Origin of the sequence: Phyllobacterium zundukense (assembly GCF_025452195.1) — a bacterium.
Lineage (GTDB): Bacteria > Pseudomonadota > Alphaproteobacteria > Rhizobiales > Rhizobiaceae > Phyllobacterium > Phyllobacterium zundukense_A.
Genome location: NZ_CP104971.1, coordinates 362,292 through 380,715 on the forward strand (window position 1 = coordinate 362,292; position 18,424 = coordinate 380,715).

21 protein-coding genes and 2 pseudogenes are annotated in these 18,424 nt (G+C 57.4%); 11 read left to right on the forward strand and 12 right to left on the reverse strand.

Annotated features, from left to right (window positions below):
• Window positions 1-2 precede the first annotated feature (2 nt).
• Both N8E88_RS06310 and N8E88_RS06315 read left to right on the forward strand, forming a co-directional pair.
• Entirely contained in the window at window positions 3-164 is a 162-nt protein-coding gene (locus N8E88_RS06310) for a hypothetical protein (RefSeq protein WP_262291149.1), read from the forward strand.
• Between the two features lie 270 nt (window positions 165-434).
• Window positions 435-899: pseudogene (locus tag N8E88_RS06315) on the forward strand (DUF932 domain-containing protein); the annotation flags it as partial.
• A gap of 112 nt (window positions 900-1,011) precedes the next feature.
• On the opposite strand, the gene N8E88_RS06320 reads toward N8E88_RS06315, so the two are convergent.
• The gene (locus N8E88_RS06320; protein WP_112532534.1) at window positions 1,012-1,227 is read right to left on the reverse strand and encodes a helix-turn-helix domain-containing protein; all 216 of its coding nucleotides are present in this window, start codon (window positions 1,225-1,227) and stop codon (window positions 1,012-1,014) included.
• 200 nt (window positions 1,228-1,427) lie between these two features.
• Here N8E88_RS06320 and N8E88_RS06325 point away from each other — a divergent pair, with 200 nt between their 5' ends.
• The 7 genes and pseudogenes from N8E88_RS06325 to N8E88_RS06355 all read left to right on the forward strand — a co-directional run bounded on the left by N8E88_RS06325 (window position 1,428) and on the right by N8E88_RS06355 (window position 6,390).
• Window positions 1,428-2,000 (forward strand): helix-turn-helix domain-containing protein, encoded by a 573-nt coding sequence (locus tag N8E88_RS06325; protein ID WP_262291150.1) that lies wholly within the window; start codon window positions 1,428-1,430, stop codon window positions 1,998-2,000.
• On the forward strand, window positions 1,997-2,899 hold the full coding sequence (locus N8E88_RS06330; protein WP_262291151.1) for a helix-turn-helix domain-containing protein: 903 nt from the start codon (window positions 1,997-1,999) through the stop codon (window positions 2,897-2,899). Before N8E88_RS06325 ends, N8E88_RS06330 begins: the two co-directional genes overlap by 4 nt.
• Before the next feature lie 131 nt (window positions 2,900-3,030).
• Window positions 3,031-3,186, forward strand: a pseudogene (locus N8E88_RS06335) (ATP-binding cassette domain-containing protein); the annotation flags it as partial.
• Between the two features lie 58 nt (window positions 3,187-3,244).
• A complete protein-coding gene (locus N8E88_RS06340; RefSeq protein WP_262291609.1) occupies window positions 3,245-3,403 on the forward strand; it encodes a type 2 periplasmic-binding domain-containing protein in 159 nt (52 codons plus the stop codon).
• Between the two features lie 656 nt (window positions 3,404-4,059).
• The gene (gene exbB / locus N8E88_RS06345) at window positions 4,060-5,025 is read left to right on the forward strand and encodes a tonB-system energizer ExbB (RefSeq protein ID WP_262291152.1); all 966 of its coding nucleotides are present in this window, start codon (window positions 4,060-4,062) and stop codon (window positions 5,023-5,025) included.
• A 10-nt stretch (window positions 5,026-5,035) separates the two neighbouring features.
• Window positions 5,036-5,494, forward strand: coding sequence for a TonB system transport protein ExbD (gene exbD, locus N8E88_RS06350; RefSeq protein ID WP_262291153.1), 459 nt, complete (start codon window positions 5,036-5,038; stop codon window positions 5,492-5,494).
• Window positions 5,494-6,390 carry an energy transducer TonB family protein gene (locus N8E88_RS06355; protein ID WP_262291154.1) on the forward strand — a complete coding sequence of 299 codons (897 nt, stop codon included), beginning with the start codon at window positions 5,494-5,496 and terminating at the stop codon, window positions 6,388-6,390. Before exbD ends, N8E88_RS06355 begins: the two co-directional genes overlap by 1 nt.
• Here the strand turns inward: N8E88_RS06355 and N8E88_RS06360 are convergent, their stop codons facing one another.
• From N8E88_RS06360 to N8E88_RS06385, 6 genes are read right to left on the reverse strand one after another with little or no spacing between them, the layout of a single operon-like run.
• Window positions 6,391-7,983, reverse strand: a complete 1,593-nt coding sequence (locus N8E88_RS06360; protein ID WP_262291155.1) for a GMC family oxidoreductase — start codon at window positions 7,981-7,983, stop codon at window positions 6,391-6,393.
• Between the two features lies 1 nt (window position 7,984).
• Window positions 7,985-8,977 (reverse strand): branched-chain amino acid ABC transporter permease, encoded by a 993-nt coding sequence (locus N8E88_RS06365; protein WP_410010537.1) that lies wholly within the window; start codon window positions 8,975-8,977, stop codon window positions 7,985-7,987.
• On the reverse strand, window positions 8,970-9,857 hold the full coding sequence (locus N8E88_RS06370) for a branched-chain amino acid ABC transporter permease (RefSeq protein ID WP_114432296.1): 888 nt from the start codon (window positions 9,855-9,857) through the stop codon (window positions 8,970-8,972). The genes N8E88_RS06365 and N8E88_RS06370 overlap by 8 nt, the downstream gene beginning before the upstream one ends.
• A gap of 2 nt (window positions 9,858-9,859) precedes the next feature.
• Window positions 9,860-10,564: an ABC transporter ATP-binding protein gene (locus N8E88_RS06375; protein WP_262291157.1), complete on the reverse strand. Its 705-nt coding sequence runs from the start codon at window positions 10,562-10,564 to the stop codon at window positions 9,860-9,862.
• Window positions 10,557-11,378, reverse strand: a complete 822-nt coding sequence (locus tag N8E88_RS06380; protein ID WP_410010538.1) for an ABC transporter ATP-binding protein — start codon at window positions 11,376-11,378, stop codon at window positions 10,557-10,559. The genes N8E88_RS06375 and N8E88_RS06380 overlap by 8 nt, the downstream gene beginning before the upstream one ends.
• The gene (locus N8E88_RS06385; protein WP_262291158.1) at window positions 11,378-12,583 is read right to left on the reverse strand and encodes an ABC transporter substrate-binding protein; all 1,206 of its coding nucleotides are present in this window, start codon (window positions 12,581-12,583) and stop codon (window positions 11,378-11,380) included. Before N8E88_RS06385 ends, N8E88_RS06380 begins: the two co-directional genes overlap by 1 nt.
• A 42-nt stretch (window positions 12,584-12,625) precedes the next feature.
• Here N8E88_RS06385 and N8E88_RS06390 point away from each other — a divergent pair, with 42 nt between their 5' ends.
• Entirely contained in the window at window positions 12,626-12,796 is a 171-nt protein-coding gene (locus N8E88_RS06390; RefSeq protein ID WP_262291159.1) for a hypothetical protein, read from the forward strand.
• A gap of 92 nt (window positions 12,797-12,888) precedes the next feature.
• Window positions 12,889-13,800, forward strand: a complete 912-nt coding sequence (locus N8E88_RS06395) for a LysR family transcriptional regulator (RefSeq protein WP_114432291.1) — start codon at window positions 12,889-12,891, stop codon at window positions 13,798-13,800.
• Here N8E88_RS06395 and N8E88_RS06400 read toward each other — a convergent pair whose 3' ends face one another.
• From N8E88_RS06400 to N8E88_RS06420, 5 genes are read right to left on the reverse strand one after another with little or no spacing between them, the layout of a single operon-like run.
• Complete coding sequence (locus tag N8E88_RS06400; protein ID WP_262291160.1) at window positions 13,801-14,913, reverse strand: NAD(P)/FAD-dependent oxidoreductase; 1,113 nt, start codon at window positions 14,911-14,913, stop codon at window positions 13,801-13,803.
• Window positions 14,910-15,689 carry a carbon-nitrogen hydrolase family protein gene (locus N8E88_RS06405; RefSeq protein WP_262291161.1) on the reverse strand — a complete coding sequence of 260 codons (780 nt, stop codon included), beginning with the start codon at window positions 15,687-15,689 and terminating at the stop codon, window positions 14,910-14,912. The genes N8E88_RS06400 and N8E88_RS06405 overlap by 4 nt, the downstream gene beginning before the upstream one ends.
• A complete protein-coding gene (locus N8E88_RS06410) occupies window positions 15,686-16,486 on the reverse strand; it encodes an ABC transporter permease (RefSeq protein WP_262291162.1) in 801 nt (266 codons plus the stop codon). Before N8E88_RS06410 ends, N8E88_RS06405 begins: the two co-directional genes overlap by 4 nt.
• Window positions 16,483-17,337 carry an ABC transporter permease gene (locus N8E88_RS06415; RefSeq protein WP_262291163.1) on the reverse strand — a complete coding sequence of 285 codons (855 nt, stop codon included), beginning with the start codon at window positions 17,335-17,337 and terminating at the stop codon, window positions 16,483-16,485. The genes N8E88_RS06410 and N8E88_RS06415 overlap by 4 nt, the downstream gene beginning before the upstream one ends.
• Complete coding sequence (locus tag N8E88_RS06420) at window positions 17,334-18,371, reverse strand: ABC transporter ATP-binding protein (RefSeq protein ID WP_114432282.1); 1,038 nt, start codon at window positions 18,369-18,371, stop codon at window positions 17,334-17,336. The genes N8E88_RS06415 and N8E88_RS06420 overlap by 4 nt, the downstream gene beginning before the upstream one ends.
• Window positions 18,372-18,424 lie beyond the last annotated feature (53 nt).

Genomic DNA, 18,424 nt, shown 5'->3' on the forward strand with positions numbered 1-18,424 from the left:
CCATGCGTGACGAGAGGCGGATCATCGTCGTAGAGGAGGATACCAAAAGCAACGAGGGATTGGCGACGGCATTCGGCATCGTGTTTGTCGTTGTCATGGGGATCGCATTGTTCGACCGTGGGCTGACAATGGCCTGGGCGGCAGTCGTTGGCTGGTTCAACTAAGACCTTTTGGGGAGCGGCCGCGCATTGCGACGACGTCCGGTGGCACCAAGAACCCATTTCAGGACATCTCATTCGCTTCTATAATTGACACAAAGCCCAGTTTTGTGGGGCTTTTGCCATTCATGAGCTTCCAGATAGTACCAAGACATCCCAGATTTTTGTTGATATATTTTCTGGTATTCTTCAACACACCCACAAATGTGACGCCGAACGGCTCGAAACTCTGGCGGCTTTCTTACCGACATAACAATAAGCAAAAGCTGCTCTCGTTGCACCAACAGTCTGGTTGCGGGCGAGCGGTTCGAGGACGTTCGCGTCCCGCACAAAGGCAGTATCCAGCATGACATCATCGAAGGCGTTTATACCGTCGCGGAGGATTTCCCGCACCTGTTCGACGCCAGTGAGACCATGAAAGAAATCACCCTGTCGGCGGACGAGCGCCGCGTGCTGGCCGAGGCGAGCCTTGTCGCCCGCTATGGTGAGGAGGAAAGCCCCATCCGCCCCGAGCAGATCATCGAGCCGCGTCGTCGCGAGGACGCCGCGCAAAGCCTCTGGATGTCCTACAATGTCATTCAGGAGAATATGATTAGGGCGGATTGAACGGGCAGCGGCGCAACGCCGAGGGCCGCATTCGCCGCAGTCAGACTCGCGCCATTAGGCATCGACCAGAATGTGACCCTCAACCGCGCGCTCTGGACGCTGGCCGAGGGTATGCGGCGCCTCAAGACGCGATGACCCGGAAAGCCATAGAGTCGGGTTTCCGGCTCTACGGCTTTCCGCCTTTTAGGCAGTTTTACCACCTATCCCGTGGCCCGGATCGAAATTCATGAGTACGAGGGGTCGATTTTCACGAAGATTTTTGGCGCAACAACTCGCACGGATCAACGCCCAGCGCATCGGCTATTTGGCCAAGTACGGTCACGCTGGCCGAGACTTTGCCGCGTTCGATCGCGCCGACATAGCGCATACTCAAATCGGCCCGCGCTGCCAAATCCTCTTGCGTCAGGTTCTTTTCATGGCGAATGCGACGCAGGTTGACCGCCATGGATTCCTTCAAGTCCATGGCAGATGGGAAGCAGAACCGGAACCATCGTTCTAGGAACGATAGTTCCTATTCGTCTCCGATGTGCTATATAGGCCGAGTATTGTAGCGGCAGACCAACGGGTAGGTGCGTTTGGTGATCAAGTTCAGTCGATCATTGCTTGCTGTTAATGGCTCTCGCGGGATGTACCGCGACATACTCGCTCCACGGGGATTGACAGATGCTCCGCCGAAATGTCCAGCTGCCAGAAACGCCATCGCGGTCGCGTTACCCGCAAGCACCTATGTGCGAATGCCCACATGCTGCTGATCTGTATGTCGGGCGTCAGGTTGTTGTCGTCCGCCTTCAATACGACGTGACGCAGGCCGAGCTTGCCCGCGCTGTCCAGGTAAGCCCGCAGCAACTCCAAAAATATGAGAACGGCAAGAACCGCATCAGTGCGTCCATGCTGTTTGAAATCGCGACATTCCTCGGCGTGCCCGTCGGGCGTTTCTTTGAAGGGCTGCCGGGCAATGCAAGGCCGGAGGGCGAGGTGGCCTCGCTCCCGGTCGACGAGCGGATCACATTCATAGCAAGCAGTGAGGGGCGGCGGCTGATTGAAGGGGTGATGCGGCTGCCTCCCCGCACGCGCCGCCGCGTATCCTCGCTCATTGCTGCCCTTGGCGAAGAATTTTCTGCTTTGGAAGGGGACAAGAGGGGCCATGCGCCGAAGACTGAGAATGGGCACAGCGGGGTACCGGACACATATGGGGCAGGGCGGACGGGTTTTGCATCCGATGAGGATCGGGGATGAACATGACGATCTCCGGGCCACAACCTGCCTTCAAGGTCGGTGACTGCCGGACAACCTCCCGTGAGCAGAGCACCTGGCACCGCGTGGAGGCCGACCTTGTCCGGCGCAGCGGGCTTGCCAAGGAGGAGACGGCGATCACCTCCAGCCGGCACGTTGTCCTTCTCAATGTGCAGGGCAACTGCGAGCGCGGTGAATACTTCATAGATGGCAGGAACGCCGGGTTTGTGCCCCGAAAGCCCGGCGCAATCCTGTTTGTTCCCGCCGGATGCAGCTGGCGGGGTTGGGAAGCCGGCGCCTCGACAGCGGCTTATCTGTCAATCCAGGTCAAACCGGCGCATGTGCCAGAGCTTCTTGCCGGGGTGCCGCTCGACGCGCTACCGTCGCTTTCGCCGGATCTCGGCTTCGAGGATCCCATCATCCTCAACGCAGCGCGCGGGATAGGCGCAGAGATGCGTGACCGCAATCCTCTCAGCGCCATGCTTGTGGAGAGCTATACGGCCACAATCTTCGCCCAGCTGATGCGCAGGCAAAGATATCGGCCCTCTGTGCGCAAAGGCGGGCTCGCCCCGATGAACCTTAACCGGGTGATTCAGAAAATTGATGACGACCTCACGGCTGACTTGTCGCTTTTACAACTGGCCGATCTTGCCGGTTTGAGCGTTCCGCACTTTTGCCGGGCGTTCAGGCAAACGCTTGGCTGTCCGCCCTATGCCTTCATCATCCGGCGCAGGATCGAGCGGGCAAAGGACTTTCTGCGCCATTCCTCGATGCCGGTCACCGATATCGCCCTGTCCTGTGGCTTCTCCAGTTCAAGCCATTTTTCCAACGCCTTTCGGCGGGAAGTGGGTACGACCCCCGTGGCCTATCGCGGCAGCTGGCCGTGCAAGGCATCGCAATGATTTACTGATCAGATCGCGCACCTGCATCAATTTACTGCAAGCACCCTCGCGTTTGCTGTCGCATCTTGGCGAAAAACAAACGAGGGTCTCCAGTGCATACTCAATCTGATAACGGCCAATTTCAACCTATCATTTCTGACAGCAACGCCCCGCTGCGCGTCAAAAATCTGAAGAAGCGCTTTGGTACGCTCGAGGTCCTCAAAGGAATTTCCATGACCGCGCAGCGCGGCGATGTAATCTCCATCTTGGGAAGCAGCGGGTCGGGAAAAAGCACGTTTCTGCGCTGTGGACTGGTGGATTACTCTGTCTGGAAGGCATTTCTGGAGTCCAAGATGGTGCGATGCGATGGCTGTGCTCTACGGCCCCAGAATTTCGGGCGGGCTTTTCGGTCCGGGTGTGGGCATCGGTTTGCGGAAGCAGGACAAGCAACTTGCTGAGCTCTTCAATAGCGCGATCGAAGCAATCGAGGCGCCCGGATCGTTGAAAGCGATACGCCTTAAATGATCTGGAGCGGATTTGGTGTCGAACTGAACCAATTTCGGAGAGACGGATTTGGCAAGCGCTTTTGACTTCCTCCGAAGTATCATTCTTGACTTCACCGAAAATGAGTAACTCCGCACGAAACATGGTCTGCGCAATTGGAATCCAAGTGAGCGATTGACGACTTCGGGGCTTGCCATCGCTCGATCTTGCAACGTTCGGGGTCTGGGAAGGGGCGGAGCGGTCGATTCATGGGCAATTCCTTTGCTCCAATAAGCCATTGCTATCGCTACGAAGTCGCGCTTCGAATTCGAATCCACCGCTCCATATGTCGGCTATCGTCTTAGCCGCCTCGGTGACGTCGTTGTCAATGTCGTGCTGTCCCATTTCTTTGGTGATGCGATCAAAGATCTGGGCGCCGTGCTTGACAACGCGGTGAAGCCTGGCTGCCTGAGCCGGGCTTGAATCAGGCATATCCAGAGTTTTAGAGACGCATCTGGCGATCTGCCTCATGAACCTCATCAGCGAAACCATCCCGTCACCCGATTCAAAAAATAGTTGATTATTTTAGTCATAAATACTAAGCCGCTACCAACCGAAGATTGCGTCGCTCGACGGAGGCCAGGTTGATCGACGAGCCGGGGCCGTTTGCAGCGAATGTAGTGAAGGATTGCGGAGCGATGCGACCAACCCCCAAAAAGCATTCAACAGTCGGCAATTTTGCTGCGGTATTGAGAATAGGGGCTTTGGGATGTGCGCTGGTTGTTGTCGGTCCGACTGCATTAATCGCCTATGCACAAAACAATATGGCTCCAGCGCCTCAGAACGAGGTTGCAGCACAGCCCGTGCAGCAACCGGAGATAACCCAGCCGCCAATCATGCAGCCTACTGCACCAGTGGAGGGGAGCCAACCTGGTCAGACGAATGGAACGCTGCCACATAATCTTTCGCCCTGGGGTATGTTCATGGCCGCGGACTGGGTGGTCAAGACGGTGATGATCGGTCTCGCTTTTGCCTCGCTGATTACTTGGACAGTCTGGCTGGCGAAGACGCTTGAGCTTGCTGGAGCAAGAGTGCGCGCCTATCGCGCGCTCAACGCCATCGGCAATGCTCGCACGCTGCACGATGCCGAACGGGCGCTCGAAGGCCGAGGCGGCCCGGGCGCAGCGCTTGTCAACGCGGCACGCGAGGAAGTGCGTCTCTCCGGTGAGGTTCAACGATACACAAGCGCCGATGGTTTGAAGGAGCGCGTAGCTTCGCGTCTGTCGCGCATCGAGGCTCAAGCAGGACGCCGCATGAGCCGCGGCACGGGAGTACTCGCAACCATCGGTTCAACGGCGCCCTTCGTCGGGCTTTTCGGCACGGTTTGGGGCATTATGAATTCGTTCATCGGCATTTCAGAGTCCCAAACGACCAATTTGGCGGTCGTTGCGCCGGGCATCGCAGAAGCGCTCCTCGCCACAGCGATTGGACTCGTCGCCGCTATTCCGGCGGTTGTGATCTACAATGTCTTCGCCCGGTCTATCACCGGTTACCGGCAGTTGCTCGCCGATGCGTCGGCGGGGGTCGAGCGTCTTGTCAGCCGCGATGTGGATTTTGCCACGCTACCTGCGGCCGCCCACACCTCGCGCGCTGCTGCAGAGTAGGGGAGCGATCATGGCTGGTGGCGTCAGGCATAGCGCGTCGGACGACGAGCTCCAGGAAAATCATGAAATCAACGTGACGCCGTTCATTGATGTCATGCTGGTCCTGCTCATTATTTTCATGGTGGCAGCGCCCCTGGCGACTGTCGATATCAATGTCGACCTGCCAGCCTCGACGGCAACGCCCGCGACGCGTCCCGAGCAACCGCTCTACCTGACGCTCAAGGAAGACAAGTCCATCGCAGTCGGCAACGAAACGATTTCGCGTGAAACACTTGGCAGTTTTCTCGATCAACGCACGCAGGGCGACAAGGAAACCCGGGTCTTTCTTCGCGCCGACCGGGCAGTCGACTATGGTGCCTTGATGGATCTGATGAACGGCCTACGCGACACAGGCTATCTCAAGATAGCGCTTGTCGGTCTGGAAAGTGTTCCTCCCCGACCCGCACCGGCCGGTGAGGGCGCCGAATAGTGCATCATCCAACTGCGATCAGAAGAGGTTTCCTGCGTCCAGACTGGCGCGAGGTTGGTCTTTGGTCGGTTGCAGGATTGGCGGTGATCGGTATTCATGCAGGCGCCGCATGGTATATCCAGAACTATCAACCGGCGATGCCAGCAAGCGATATTGCCACCGCAGTGATGATCGACATGGAGCCATTGCCGGCGCCGCCCGCGCCGGAACCGGTGAAGGAAGAGCCCCCGGCCGAAGCTGAGCCAATCAAGCCGGATGTGATCGAACAGGAAGCTGCAGCGCCCGAGCCTATCCCGGACGTGCAGCCCGAACCCGAGCCAATTGATCCGGTGGAAGAACTGGGTCCGGATCAGCCAGAACCTGAGGTGGCGGAAGAGCCCCTACCGGAATCAGAGGTGACCGAGCCGCCCGAAGAACAGATCGAAGAGGTCGTGGAACTGCCAAAGGCAGAAGTGCCGCTTCCGGTGGTTCGTCCAACACCGAAAAAGCCAGATGTCCCGAAGAAGCAGGTTACCGAGAAGGTCGTGCGCAAACCAGCGAAGAAAGTCAGCACAGCGACCGTCCAGGACGCCACGCCGCGGGAAGCAAAACAGCAACCAAGTGTTTCGAGAGCAGCGTCAGCGCGGCAATCGGAGACCTGGCGTTCAAGGGTGCAGTCTTATCTGGCGCGCAGAGCAAACCGCGCGCGTGCGGAAGGGCAGGGTACCGTCAGGATACGCTTTGTGGTTACCAATGATGGCGCGATCGTTGCGGCTAGTGTCGTCGGAAGCTCCGGAGTGCCCCAGTTAGACCAGAGTGTGCTTGAAACCATTCGGCGGGCGTCCCCAGTACCGTCAGCGCCAGATGGTGTTGATGTATCGCGGCAAAGTTTTACCGTGCCGTTTCAGATAAGGTAGTTACGAACCCCTTGCGATCATCTCCGCGGCTTTTTCAGCGATCATGATCGTTGGTGAGTTGGTATTTCCCGAGGTAATCGACGGCATGATCGAGGCATCGGCCACACGCAGACCTCGAATGCCACGCACGCGCAATTGCGGATCGACGACCGAATCCGGGTCAGAACCCATGCGGCAGGTCCCGACGGGGTGAAAGATGGTCGTGCCAACGGCACCGGCGGCTTCGACCAGTTCATCCTCGTTCTGGTAGTGCGGGCCCGGCTTGAATTCCTCTGGTTTGAAGCGCTGTAGCGGTTGTTGCGCGACAATGTTGCGCGTGATGCGGATCGAATCCGCCGCGACACGGCGGTCGCTCTCTGTTGTCAGATAATTCGGCTGGATCGCGGGATGCGAGTTATAATCCGGCGATTTGACGTGTACGGACCCCCGGCTTTCAGGACGCAGATTGCAAACGCTCGCGGTAAAAGCCGGGAAGGGGTGGACGTTTTCGCCAAACTTTTCCAAGGAAAGAGGTTGCACATGATATTGCAGATTGGCTGTCTCAAAAGAGGGATCGGACCGGGTGAAGACACCAAGCTGGCTCGGCGCCATCGACATGGGTCCGGATCTGCTGATGAGATATTGGAGCGCGATCGCTGCCTTGCCGAGAAGGCGGTTGGCCTTCTCATTGAGTGTCGGAATACCCGTAACCTTATAAGCACAACGCAGCTGCAGATGGTCCTGCAGGTTCTCGCCGACGCCGCGCCGTTCCAGGACCGTTTCAATACCTGCACTCTGCAGTACATCGCCGCGGCCGATGCCCGAAAATTCGAGAATATGTGGTGAGCCGATTGAACCGGCGGCCAGAACGACCTCGCGCCTGCATTGAACGGAACGGGTCGTACCGGCCTGTTCGAATTCAACGCCTTTAACGGCCAAATCCTGCAGGATCAGCTTTTGCACATGCGCTCCGGTTTCAACCTTGAGATTGGGACGTCCTAGGGCAGGTCGCAGAAATGCCTTTGCCGTGTTCCAGCGGATGCCGCGCTTCTGGTTGACCTTGAAATAGGAGGAGCCTTCATTGTCGCCGCGATTGAAATCGTCAGTGCGAGGGATGCCGGCAGCTTCGGCGGCATCGCGGAAGGCATCGAGAATATCCCAATGCAGCCGCGCCTCCTCCACGCGCCATTCGCCGCCAGAACCATGAAAATCGTCGGCGCCGAGATAGTAATCTTCCGACTTCCTGAAGTAGGGGAGGACATCATCCCAGCCCCAGCCGGTACATCCGTCCTGTCGCCACAGGTCATAGTCGCGCGCTTGGCCGCGCATATAGATCATGCCGTTGATCGAAGAGCAGCCGCCCAACACCTTGCCACGCGGGTAGCTGAGGGCGCGACCATTCAACCCCGGTTCTGGTTCGGTTGTGAAGCACCAGTCCGTACGCGGATTCGAGATGCAATACAGGTAGCCGACAGGAATATGGATCCAGTGATAGTTGTCCTTGCCGCCAGCCTCAAGCAGCAGCACCGAAACGTCCCTGTTTTCAGAGAGACGGTTGGCGAGCGTGCAGCCAGCGGTGCCGGCGCCGACGACGATGTAGTCATAGGTTGACATTTCAGTTGTCCGGCTTGCTCTCGAGTCTTTTGCCGAAGCGCGAAGCATAAAGCTCACCGATGATGCCACGCCGGAACACAAGCACGCACACCATGAAGATAATGCCGGTGATCACGGTGACCGGAAACTCCGAGGTCGCGAGATAGTTTTCCAGAGCGGCCACAAGTCCTGCACCGAAGATCGGTCCAACCAGCGTGCCAATGCCGCCAAGCAAAGTCATCAACACGACTTCGCCAGACATTTGCCAGCTGACATCTGTGAGCGTGGCAAACTGGAAGACGATCGCTTTCAAACCACCTGCGAGACCGGTCAAGGCGGCAGACATGACGAAGGCGGCGAGCTTGTAACGCGCAACCGAATAGCCAAGGGAAATCGCGCGCGGTTCGTTTTCGCGGACGGATTTGAGGATCATGCCGAACGGCGAATTGATGATGCGCCAGATGATGAACATGCCAAGGAGAAATACGGCAAGCACGAAGAAGTACATATTCAACGGCTGATTGAGATCAATGAACCCGAGCAGATAACCGCGCGGGACCCCCTGAATGCCGTCTTCACCATGGGTGAAAGATGCCTGCAGACAGAAAAAGGCAAACATCTGTGCGAGTGCCAGCGTGATCATCGTCGAATAGATGCCCTGACGCCTTATGGCGAAGAAGCCGATGATCAACCCGAGGATCGTTGCACCCAGAACACCGACAAGAATGCCGAGTTCGGTTGGAAGACCCCATTCCTTGACCGCATGTGCTGTGAAGTACGCAGCGCCGCCAAAGAAGGCGGCGTGACCGAAGGAAAGAATGCCGGTGTAGCCGAGGAGAAGATTGAAGGCGCAAGCGAAGAGTGCGAAACAAAGCACCTTCATGAGGAATACCGGATAAAAATAGAAAGGTGCGAGAACAAGCCCGATGATTCCGATCAGGATCAGCGTCGTTTCGAGCGTTAAAAGGCGTTGCTTTGGTGCAGATGTAACGGTCGCTTGCGTCATATCATACATCCTTTCCGAACAGGCCCGCGGGTCGGACAAGCAGGACGATCGCCATGATAACGAAGATGACGATGCTGGACGCTTCCGGATAGAACACTTTGGTCAGACCTTCGAAAATACCGAGCATATAGCCGGTGATGATGGCGCCAAGGATTGATCCCATACCGCCAACAACAACTACTGCAAAGACGACGATGATCATGTTGGATCCCATGAGCGGACTGACCTGATAAATCGGCGCCGCCATGATACCCGCAAGCCCTGCGAGACCTGCGCCGAGACCGTAGGTGAACGTCAACAACAAGGGCACGTTGATGCCGAAAGCGCGCACCAAAGTCGGGTTCTCGGTCGCCGCGCGCAGATAAGAGCCAAGCCGGGTCTTTTCGATCAGCAGCCAGGTTCCGAGGCAGACGGCAAGCGAAGCAATGACAACCCAGGCGCGGTATTTCGGCAGGAACATGAAGCCAAGATTATAGCCGCCCGCCAAGGCGGAGGGCACAGCGTAGGGTTGACCTGCCGCACCGTAGTAATAACGGAACGTGCCTTCGAGCACGAGTGCCAGACCAAAAGTGAACAACAGACCATAGAGGTGGTCGAGATTGTAGAGCCGTGAGAGTGCTACGCGCTCGATGAAAGCACCGGCAAGGCCCACAACCAGGGGCGCCAGGATGAGGGCCGGCCAATAGCCGATGCCGAGCTCCGCCAGAAGAAGGTAACCGACGAAAGCGCCGACCATGTATTGTGCACCGTGTGCGAAATTGATGACGCGCAACAGCCCGAAGATGATGGCGAGGCCGAGGCTGAGCATGGCATAGAATGAGCCATTGATCAGGCCGATCAGCAGCTGACCGAGGAAAGCCTGGACCGGGACGCCGAAGATCATTGTCATGGTCAGACTCCCAACGCTTCGTTGAGCATTGTCATGCGATCAGGCAGCTCCCTGACGTGGAAATTGTCGATCACCTTACCGTGGTCGACCACATAAAAACGATCGGCAACTTTGCTGGCAAACCGGAAATTCTGTTCGACGAGAAGGATGGTCATGCCCCGTTGCTTCAGCGTCACCAGTACCTCGCCGATGCGCTGAACGATGACCGGGGCAAGGCCCTCGGTGGGTTCGTCTAGAAGAAGAAGCTTGACGCCGGTGCGCAGAATCCGGGCAATCGCCAGCATCTGCTGTTCACCGCCGGAAAGTTTGGTGCCGGGACTGTTGCGCCGCTCCTTGAGGTTCGGGAAAAGTTCGTAAATTTCGGCAATCGACATGCCGCCCTTGGCCACGATAGGCGGAAGATTGAGATTTTCATCAACCGACAGGGTAGCGAAGATGCCGCGTTCTTCCGGCACGAAACCGATGCCGGTATGAGCGGTGCGATGCAGCGGCACGCGCATCATGTCTTTGCCGTCAAATGTGATAGTGCCTGTGCGTTTGCGGATAATGCCCATGATGGAGCGCAGGGTTGTGGTCTTGCCAACACCATTGCGACCGAGCAAGGTCACCGTCTCGCCCTGGTGGATGTCGAGGTTGACGCCGTGCAAGGCGTGGCCTTCGCCATACCAGGCATGGAGGTCACGGACGGAAAGCAGGGGCTTACTCATGTTCTGTCCCCATATAGGCTACGCGCACGCGCTCGTCCTGGCTGACCGTCAGGTAATCGCCGGAGGTAAGAATTTCGCCGCGCTGAAGCACGGTAACCTGATCACAGAGATCGGCGACAACCTTCAGATTGTGCTCCACCATGAGGATGGCACGGTCCTTTGCGACCTCGCGGATGATATCGGAAACGATGTGCACGTCTTCGTGACCCATGCCGGCCATCGGCTCATCAAGCAGCAGCACTTTTGGATCGAGCGCAAGCGTAGTGGCGATCTCCAGTACGCGCTTACGGCCATAGGACAGGTCGGCGGCAAGTTTATTGCGCGCGTCCTGCAGCCCGACCGCTTCGATCAATTCCATCGCCCGTTGGTTCAACCGGTCCAGCGCCTGCATAGGCAGCCAGAACTGGGTGGATAGACCGCCGGGACGCTGCAGGGCTACGCGGACATTGTCGAGGACGGTAAGATGCGGAAATACCGCGGAAATCTGGAATGAACGGACCAGACCCATGCGCGCTACCTTAGCAGGATCGGTTCTGGTTATGTCATGATCGAGCAGCGTGATCGTCCCGCTCGTTGGCTGTAGAAATTTGGTGAGAAGGTTGAAGACCGTGGTTTTGCCCGCACCATTCGGCCCGATCAGCGCGTGCACCCTGGCGTGATGCACGTCAAGATCGACATTGTTGACGGCAACGAAACCGCCAAAATCACGACGCAGGCCACGGGCCGACAACACCACCCGCGAATCTTGACCTCCGGAGGCGCCGGGAGAGGATTGTCCTCCCCCGAACGCTGTGTCGTTCAGCGAAGCAGTCATTATTTAACCAGTGGGCAGCCGCTTTCGGCCGGCTTGATATAAGCTTCGTCACCCGGAACCGTGGCGAGAACCTTGTAGTAGTCCCAAGGTGCTTTGCTTTCATCCGGCTTCTTGACTTCCATCAGATAGACGTCGCTGATCAGACGGCCATTGGGGCCGACCTTTGCACCGCGTCCAAAAACGTCGTCGACCGGCATTTCGTGCATCGCTGCCGCGACTTTTTCGGTGTCGTCCGTTCCAGCCTTTTGGATGGCCTTCAGATACTGCGTAACGCCGGAATATGTCGCCGCCTGAATCATGTTCGGCATGCGGCCGGTGCGCTTGAAGTACTTCTGGCCGAACTCACGCGATTGATCGTCGCGATCCCAATAGAAGCTTTCGGTGAGGGTCAGCCCTTGCGCCGCCTCAAGGCCGAGACCATTCACCTCGGAAAGGGTGAACAGTAGCGCTGCGAGGCGCTGACCGCCTGAGACGATACCGAATTCAGCGGCCTGCTTGATGGCGTTGGCGGTATCGAGCCCGGCGTTGGCGAGACCAATGACCTTGGCACCGGATGACTGAGCCTGCAGCAGGAATGAGGAATAATCCGTCGTCGCGAGTGGATGACGTACGGAGCCGACGACCTTACCACCCTTGGAGGTGACGAATTTGGCAGTTTGCTCCTCCAGTGAATAGCCGAACGCATAATCCGCAGTAAGGAAGAACCAGCTGTCGCCACCCTGCGAGACTAAAGCGCCGCCGGTACCGACGGCAAGCGCATGGGTGTCATACGCCCAATGGAAACCATAAGGCGAGCATTGCTTGCCTGTCAGCTCCGTCGTGGCCGCGCCAGTCACGAGGTCGATCTTCTTTTTCTCTTTGGAAATGCCCTGAACGGCAAGCGCCACCGAGGAAGTCGTCAGTTCCATGATGGAGTCGACCTGTTCCGTGTCGTACCACTGGCGGGCGATATTGGAGGCGATGTCCGGTTTGTTCTGGTGATCGGCTGTGATGATTTCAATGGGCGCATCAAGCACCTTGCCGCCGAAATCTTCGGCCGCCATCTTTGCCGCTTCGTAAGACCACTTGCCGCCAAAGTCCGCATATACACCAGACTGATCGTTCAGGATGCCGATCTTGACCTTGCCATCGGAAATCTCGGCGCTTGCTGCAGGAATGACCGTGGCTGCCATGAGGGCAGCAGTTGCAATTGCTAGTAACTTCATTCGTATCTCCTCCCAAAGAACGACCGCTCACAGGATCATCGTATGATGGCTGTCGCGGACGGAACGGTTCAAATTGAAATCGTCAACAGAGATGCCGCGGATCCCGCCCGCATCCCGCTAGTTGTCTATCCTCCTCAATCCAGCTTTTGGTTTTCCAAGCCGGACAATATTCACCCCTATGATTGCGCTGTTTCTTCCGACCGGCAACCATGATGTCCAAAAAACTCTAACATTGACAAATAGGTACACAAACACCTATTTTTGCACACAATAAGTACAAAAATGTACAAAGCTGAAAGAGGGCGATGCGGCAGTTTACCTGGGACGATCTGCAATATTTTCTCGCGGTTGCGCGTACCGGACAATTGACCACTGCAGCGCGAAGGCTGCGCACCAATCATGTCACTGTTTCAAGGCGGATCGACCGGCTGGAAGAAGCATTGTCGGCACGGCTGTTCGAGCGCAATCCGCGTGGTTATATCCTGACGGCACTCGGCGAAAAGCTGATCGAGTCTGCCGAAATAGTGGAGCGCGAGGCCGACCGATTCCAGAACGAGGCTTCCGGGGGAACGATTTCTCTCAGTGGCGTCGTCCGCCTCAGCATCTTGGAAGGTTTTGCCAATTTCTTTTTGGCTGACCGGCTGCCGCTGATGGCGCAGTCTTATCCAAGTCTCTCCATTGAAATGGTGACGATCCAGCAGATCGTGTCGCTATCGCGGCGCGAGGCGGATTTGTCGATAACGCTGCACGCAACACGGACGGGCCCGTACCATCAGGAAAAGCTGATGCCCTACCGCCTGTTCATCTATGGATCGAAGGACTACCTCTCCCGTCATCCGGAGATCAAGCAGCAGTCAGACCTCTCCAATCACCAGTTCATTGGCTATATCGAAGACATGATCTTCACGCCGGGCCTCGATTACATGCGCGAGATCTTGCCGGGGTTGCGCCCGTCATACCAGAGTTCCAGCATCTTTGCGCAGCTCAGCGCGACACGATCAGGTTTCGGACTGTGCATCCTGCCCTACTACATCGCCTGCAAATATCCCGAGTTAGTGCCGGTCATGCCGAGGCAGCTGCATCTCAACCGGGATTATTGGCTGATTTGCCACGAGGATATCGTCAGCACGCCGCGCATCCGGGTCTTGAGTAACTTCATCAGATCAGAACTCGAGAACCAGGCTGCGATCTTTGGCGGCCAGCCGCTTCTTGCCTGATCAGTCGAAACGGGCGGGCGATAGTTTTGCGAGGAGCGGCTCGACGGCTCTTTCGGGATCTTGTCTCCCGATGAGTGCTGCGGAAAGTGCCGAAAGGGCAGGGGAGGTCTGAATCCCGTAGCCGCCTTGACCCGCCAGCCAGAAGAAACCATCCACCTTGCTGTCGAATCCCGCTACCGGTGTCCGGTCGGGGGCAAACGTGCGCAAACCCGCCCAGCTGCTCTCGACACGGGTGACTGGTATGGTAACGGCTTGTTCGAAACGATAGAGGCCTTCGGCGAGTATCACGTCATCGACGAAGGCGTCATGTGGCTCGACAGGTGTCTCGTCGCAGGGTGAAACGAACATTCGTCCCCCATCCGGCTTCATATACCACGCTTCATTGACGTCATCGACGAGCGGCCAGCCTCTGGTGTCCTGTCCATCCGGAGCTGGCAAGACTGCAATGGACCGTCGCATCGGCGTGAGGCCAAGCGGACGAGCGCCGAAAAGTCCAGCAGTGACATCTGCCCAGGCACCCGACGCATTGACCACGGTTTTGGCCCGGAACGTGCGGTCGCCCGTATCAACCTGCCATTCACCTGCAATACGCTTAGCGCCAACAACTTCGCATTTTGTATAAAGTTCAACCCCGAGCGCCGTTGCCTTCCGCAGCCAGCCCTGGTGCAAAGCATTGACATCGATGTCCCAGGCGTCCGCTTGGTAGCATGCTGCGTTGATATGATCGCGATTAAGAATCGGAACCATGGCAATCGCACGATCGATATCAATTGTCTCTACTCCAACGCTATTGCGGACAAAGTCTTCGCAAGCCTCAACGCCATCTTCGCCTGCGACCGTCAGCGAACCCCGCGGGTTCAGCAGCGGATCAGGAAAGAGGCCGACGTCGCGCTGTTGGAAAAGCGGCGCGCTGGCCTGGTTCAATCCACGAACAACATCGTTGCCGTAATTGGGAAGGAAGATGGCGGCAGAGCGTCCCGTCGAGTGATATCCAGGCTGGGTTTCACGTTCGAGAATCACCACTCTATGTCTGTCGCCCAATGCGGCTGCGACGCCTACGCCGGCGATACCCGCGCCAATCACAAGGACATCAGTTTCGATTATTTCGGTCATACTGAACCCCGGTCCTTGAGGTAAGGATTGCCGGCGATGGACGCGGCGAAGGCGCCAGGATCGATCTCCGCAAAGATCAACTGTTCCGTGTCATCGGTGCAGGCTGCGATCAGACTGCCATCGGGCGCGGCAATTCGTGAGTTGCCGGCAAAGGTAAACCGTTCATCAGCACCGGCATGGTTGATGTAGGCGACAAAAATCTGGTTCTCGAACGCGCGAGTCTGAATCATGTGGTTGGCGATAAACGTTCCGGATGGGCCGGCAGGGAGAGCTGTCGGCACCAGCACGCCCTCAACTCCGGCAAGGGCGAGCCGGCGGACGTTCTCGGGGAATTCCACATCGTAACAGATCAGCATGCCGAGCCTCAGACCGCCCAGTTCGACAATACAATTAACGGGCGTTTCCGGCTTGAAGAACGATCGCTCATAATCGCCGTAAAGATGCGATTTGCGATAGATCGCAGGTGTGGCGTGGCCATTTACAAATGCGGCGCTGTTGTAAATATCCGCTCCATCGCGCTCCGCAAACCCCGCAACAATGGCGATACTATTCGCCGACGAAATGGCCTGCAACGCCTTGATCTGATCGCCATTCGCCGTTTCCGCCAATGCGGTGATTGCCTCTCCCGCGCCATAACCCGTGATGCAAAGTTCTGGCGCAATCAAAAGCTCAGCGGCGCCTCCAGCTGCTTCAACAGCCGCTCGTTCGATGCGCCCAAGATTGGCTTGCACGTCACCGGAGACCGAATGCATTTGCAGAGCTGCCACACGCATCATGGTTCATCCGATGCCATTGCGCCGAGCAGCTTGGGCAGGTCGCCGAACTTCGCGACCAAAGAGAAGATGACGGCAGCGGTGAAAACGAAAAGAATGGTCACTGAAGCCATTGTCGGGGTGTAGCCATAACGCAAAGCGTTGAAAATCTTGATCGGCAGCGTTTCCAGCGTGAAGCCAACGGTCATGTACGCAACGATATATTCGTTGAGCGACAACACGAAAGCGAATGCATAGCCTGATACGAGATAGGGCAGGATCAGTGGTAGTACGACAGTGCGGAAGATGGTTCTGTCGTTGGCGCCCATCGTGGCCGCGGCCTCGACAAACGAACGGTCGATGGCGGAGAAGCCGAGGGACAAGGTGACCAATGGCAAGGTAACGAAAAAGATCGCGTGTCCGATGACCGCGGTCCACGGCTGGCCGTAGAAACCGGTCGTTGCCCAGAAGGTCAGCAGCCCGAGCGCGGTAATGACTGGCGGCAGAGTAAACGGAGCTATCCCAAGTACCTGAAAGATATTCGCCCACGGCGCGATACGCCGCCAGAGGAACCACGACAGTGGAAGGGCAATCAGGACGGCGAGCGCGGCCGAGGTTGTTGCCAGAACGACCGAGGCGATAAGCGCGCTGCGCCACTCAGTGTTGGAGAAGATTTCGCCATACCAGCTGAGGGAAAAGCCCTGCGGCGGGAAGGCCAATGTCTGCTTTGCATTGACGGAGACACCAGCCACGACGATCAGCGGCAAGCTGAGGAAAAGGCCAATGACCAGGAAGTAAAATCGCTTGAGCCAGCGGATCATGCTTTTTCTCCCTTGCGGCCAATCAGCAATGTCAGTGCTACAAGACCGAGCGTCACAAGTACGAGAAATACCGCCATCGCCGCTGCAAACGGCATATTGGATTGATAGATCGCCTGATCGGTGATGAGCACTGAAAGCGTCCAATGTTGCGGCCGGCCGAGGATTTGCGGCAACAGGTATGAGCCGAGCGCGAAGATGAAAACCATGATGAGCGTCGCCATGATCGTATTGCGCAGTGCGGGCACCAGGACATTGAAAAAGGCACGGATGGGCGAGGAACCAAGTGTTCGCGCCGCCTCCATCAAAGTTGGATCGAGGCGGACAATGGCGGGGTACAGAACCAGGATCGTGTAGGGCAGGGCCTGATAGACCATCCCCGTCAGCACAGCGCCGAAGCTCGGGAACAGCGCGACTGGCTGGTCAAGAAGGCCGATCTTCACAAATAGGTTGCTGAGGCCCGCCGTGCGCGAGAGCAGCGTCGACCAGGCAAACCCAATGATCACCTCGGACAGGGAAAGCACAGAGAGCAGTCCCACAAGCCAGATCACCTGCAGGCGCCGTGAAAGCCGTGAAAGCAGGTACGTGAAGGGCAGTGCCAGTACGACGCAGCAGATGGCAACGGTCACCGCAAGCATAAGTGAAAAGCCCAGTACGCCCCCGAAGAATGCGCTGAGGAAGCGCTCATAGTTGGAGAAGACGAATGCGGGAGTATAGAAGCCGCCCTCCTGCCTCTTAAAGAAGCTGACGGCAATCATCGTGCCAAAAGGCACAACGAAGAAAATGAGCAGCATGCCGGCAGGAAAGAACAGGGGCCCATAATCGGCGATCGATTGCGGCGGCTCGCGCTTCATTGTTTCAGCACCACGCAGACATCAGGGGACAGAACGATGCCGACGGCTTGGCCCGCAGTGACCTCGGGCCGTTCGCGCGGGGTCGATACAGCAACGATTTGCTGGCCGCCCGCTTCGACAAAGGTTTCAATGGTGCCGCCGAGATCGCGGACGAAAGTAACAGTTCCGTCGATGGCGCCGTTGCCAGGTGCTGTCAGGTGGACGTCTTCGGGGCGCACCGAAATCGTGGCTTTCTGTGCGCCGGCGGGGAGCGCAAGACCGGTTACCCGCTGCCCGAATATTGTTGCAGCTCCTGAACTGTCTGCTTTGGTTTCGATCAGGTTGGTCGAGCCGATGAAATCCGCAACGAAGGTGTCGGCCGGCTTTCGATAGATTTCAATTGGCGGGGCCGCTTGCCTGATATGTCCGCCATTCATGACCACGACCGTATCGGCCATGGTCATCGCCTCGCGCTGGTCGTGGGTGACGACGATGGTTGTGATCCCGAGCTTTTGCTGGAGCTGGCGTAGTTCCACTTGCATGGCTTCGCGCAGTTTCGCATCAAGGGCCGACAGTGGCTCGTCGAGCAGGAATATCTTTGGCGACAGCGCCAGAGCCCGGGCGATAGCTACGCGTTGACGCTGACCACCGGATAGCTTCGACACCGGCCGGTCACCATAGCCGGGCAAATGGATGAGGGTGAGCAATTCATCGACGCGTTTTTTTTGCTCTTCGCGAGCTGCGCCGCGAATGCGCAGCGGATAAGCGATGTTCTCGCCGACACTCAGATGCGGAAATAGCGCCAGCGATTGAAACACCATCCCAAGGTTCCGCCTGTGCGTCGGGACGTCCGTAATGTCGGCTCCGTCAAGGAGAATGGTACCGTTCGTGGGGTCTTCAAGTCCGGCAATTATGCGCAACAGCGTGGTCTTGCCGCAACCGGATGGACCAAGCAGGCAGACAAAGGTGCCGTGCGGCACCGACAGATGCACATTGTCGACCGCGGTAAATGTCCCAAATTGCTTGCTGACGTTGTTCAAAACCAGTCCGGACATACGTCCCCCGTATCTTAGGTGCTTTGTGCCCCACCCTTCGCGGCAAAGCAAAG

Coding starts and splice junctions, on each gene's coding strand:
- N8E88_RS06415 (WP_262291163.1), bottom strand. CDS start 17,337: ATGAAGCGCGAGCCGCCGCAATCGATCGCCGATTATGGGCCCCTGTTC.
- N8E88_RS06380 (WP_410010538.1), bottom strand. CDS start 11,378: ATGACTGCTTCGCTGAACGACACAGCGTTCGGGGGAGGACAATCCTCT.
- N8E88_RS06375 (WP_262291157.1), bottom strand. CDS start 10,564: ATGAGTAAGCCCCTGCTTTCCGTCCGTGACCTCCATGCCTGGTATGGC.
- N8E88_RS06365 (WP_410010537.1), bottom strand. CDS start 8,977: ATGTATGATATGACGCAAGCGACCGTTACATCTGCACCAAAGCAACGC.
- N8E88_RS06310 (WP_262291149.1), top strand. CDS start 3: ATGCGTGACGAGAGGCGGATCATCGTCGTAGAGGAGGATACCAAAAGC.
- N8E88_RS06360 (WP_262291155.1), bottom strand. CDS start 7,983: ATGTCAACCTATGACTACATCGTCGTCGGCGCCGGCACCGCTGGCTGC.
- N8E88_RS06395 (WP_114432291.1), top strand. CDS start 12,889: ATGCGGCAGTTTACCTGGGACGATCTGCAATATTTTCTCGCGGTTGCG.
- N8E88_RS06340 (WP_262291609.1), top strand. CDS start 3,245: ATGGCTGTGCTCTACGGCCCCAGAATTTCGGGCGGGCTTTTCGGTCCG.
- exbD (WP_262291153.1), top strand. CDS start 5,036: ATGGCTGGTGGCGTCAGGCATAGCGCGTCGGACGACGAGCTCCAGGAA.
- N8E88_RS06325 (WP_262291150.1), top strand. CDS start 1,428: ATGCTCCGCCGAAATGTCCAGCTGCCAGAAACGCCATCGCGGTCGCGT.
- N8E88_RS06405 (WP_262291161.1), bottom strand. CDS start 15,689: ATGATGCGTGTGGCAGCTCTGCAAATGCATTCGGTCTCCGGTGACGTG.
- exbB (WP_262291152.1), top strand. CDS start 4,060: ATGCGACCAACCCCCAAAAAGCATTCAACAGTCGGCAATTTTGCTGCG.
- N8E88_RS06410 (WP_262291162.1), bottom strand. CDS start 16,486: ATGATCCGCTGGCTCAAGCGATTTTACTTCCTGGTCATTGGCCTTTTC.
- N8E88_RS06370 (WP_114432296.1), bottom strand. CDS start 9,857: ATGACAATGATCTTCGGCGTCCCGGTCCAGGCTTTCCTCGGTCAGCTG.
- N8E88_RS06385 (WP_262291158.1), bottom strand. CDS start 12,583: ATGAAGTTACTAGCAATTGCAACTGCTGCCCTCATGGCAGCCACGGTC.
- N8E88_RS06320 (WP_112532534.1), bottom strand. CDS start 1,227: ATGGACTTGAAGGAATCCATGGCGGTCAACCTGCGTCGCATTCGCCAT.
- N8E88_RS06330 (WP_262291151.1), top strand. CDS start 1,997: ATGAACATGACGATCTCCGGGCCACAACCTGCCTTCAAGGTCGGTGAC.
- N8E88_RS06390 (WP_262291159.1), top strand. CDS start 12,626: ATGATGGCTGTCGCGGACGGAACGGTTCAAATTGAAATCGTCAACAGA.
- N8E88_RS06400 (WP_262291160.1), bottom strand. CDS start 14,913: ATGACCGAAATAATCGAAACTGATGTCCTTGTGATTGGCGCGGGTATC.
- N8E88_RS06420 (WP_114432282.1), bottom strand. CDS start 18,371: ATGTCCGGACTGGTTTTGAACAACGTCAGCAAGCAATTTGGGACATTT.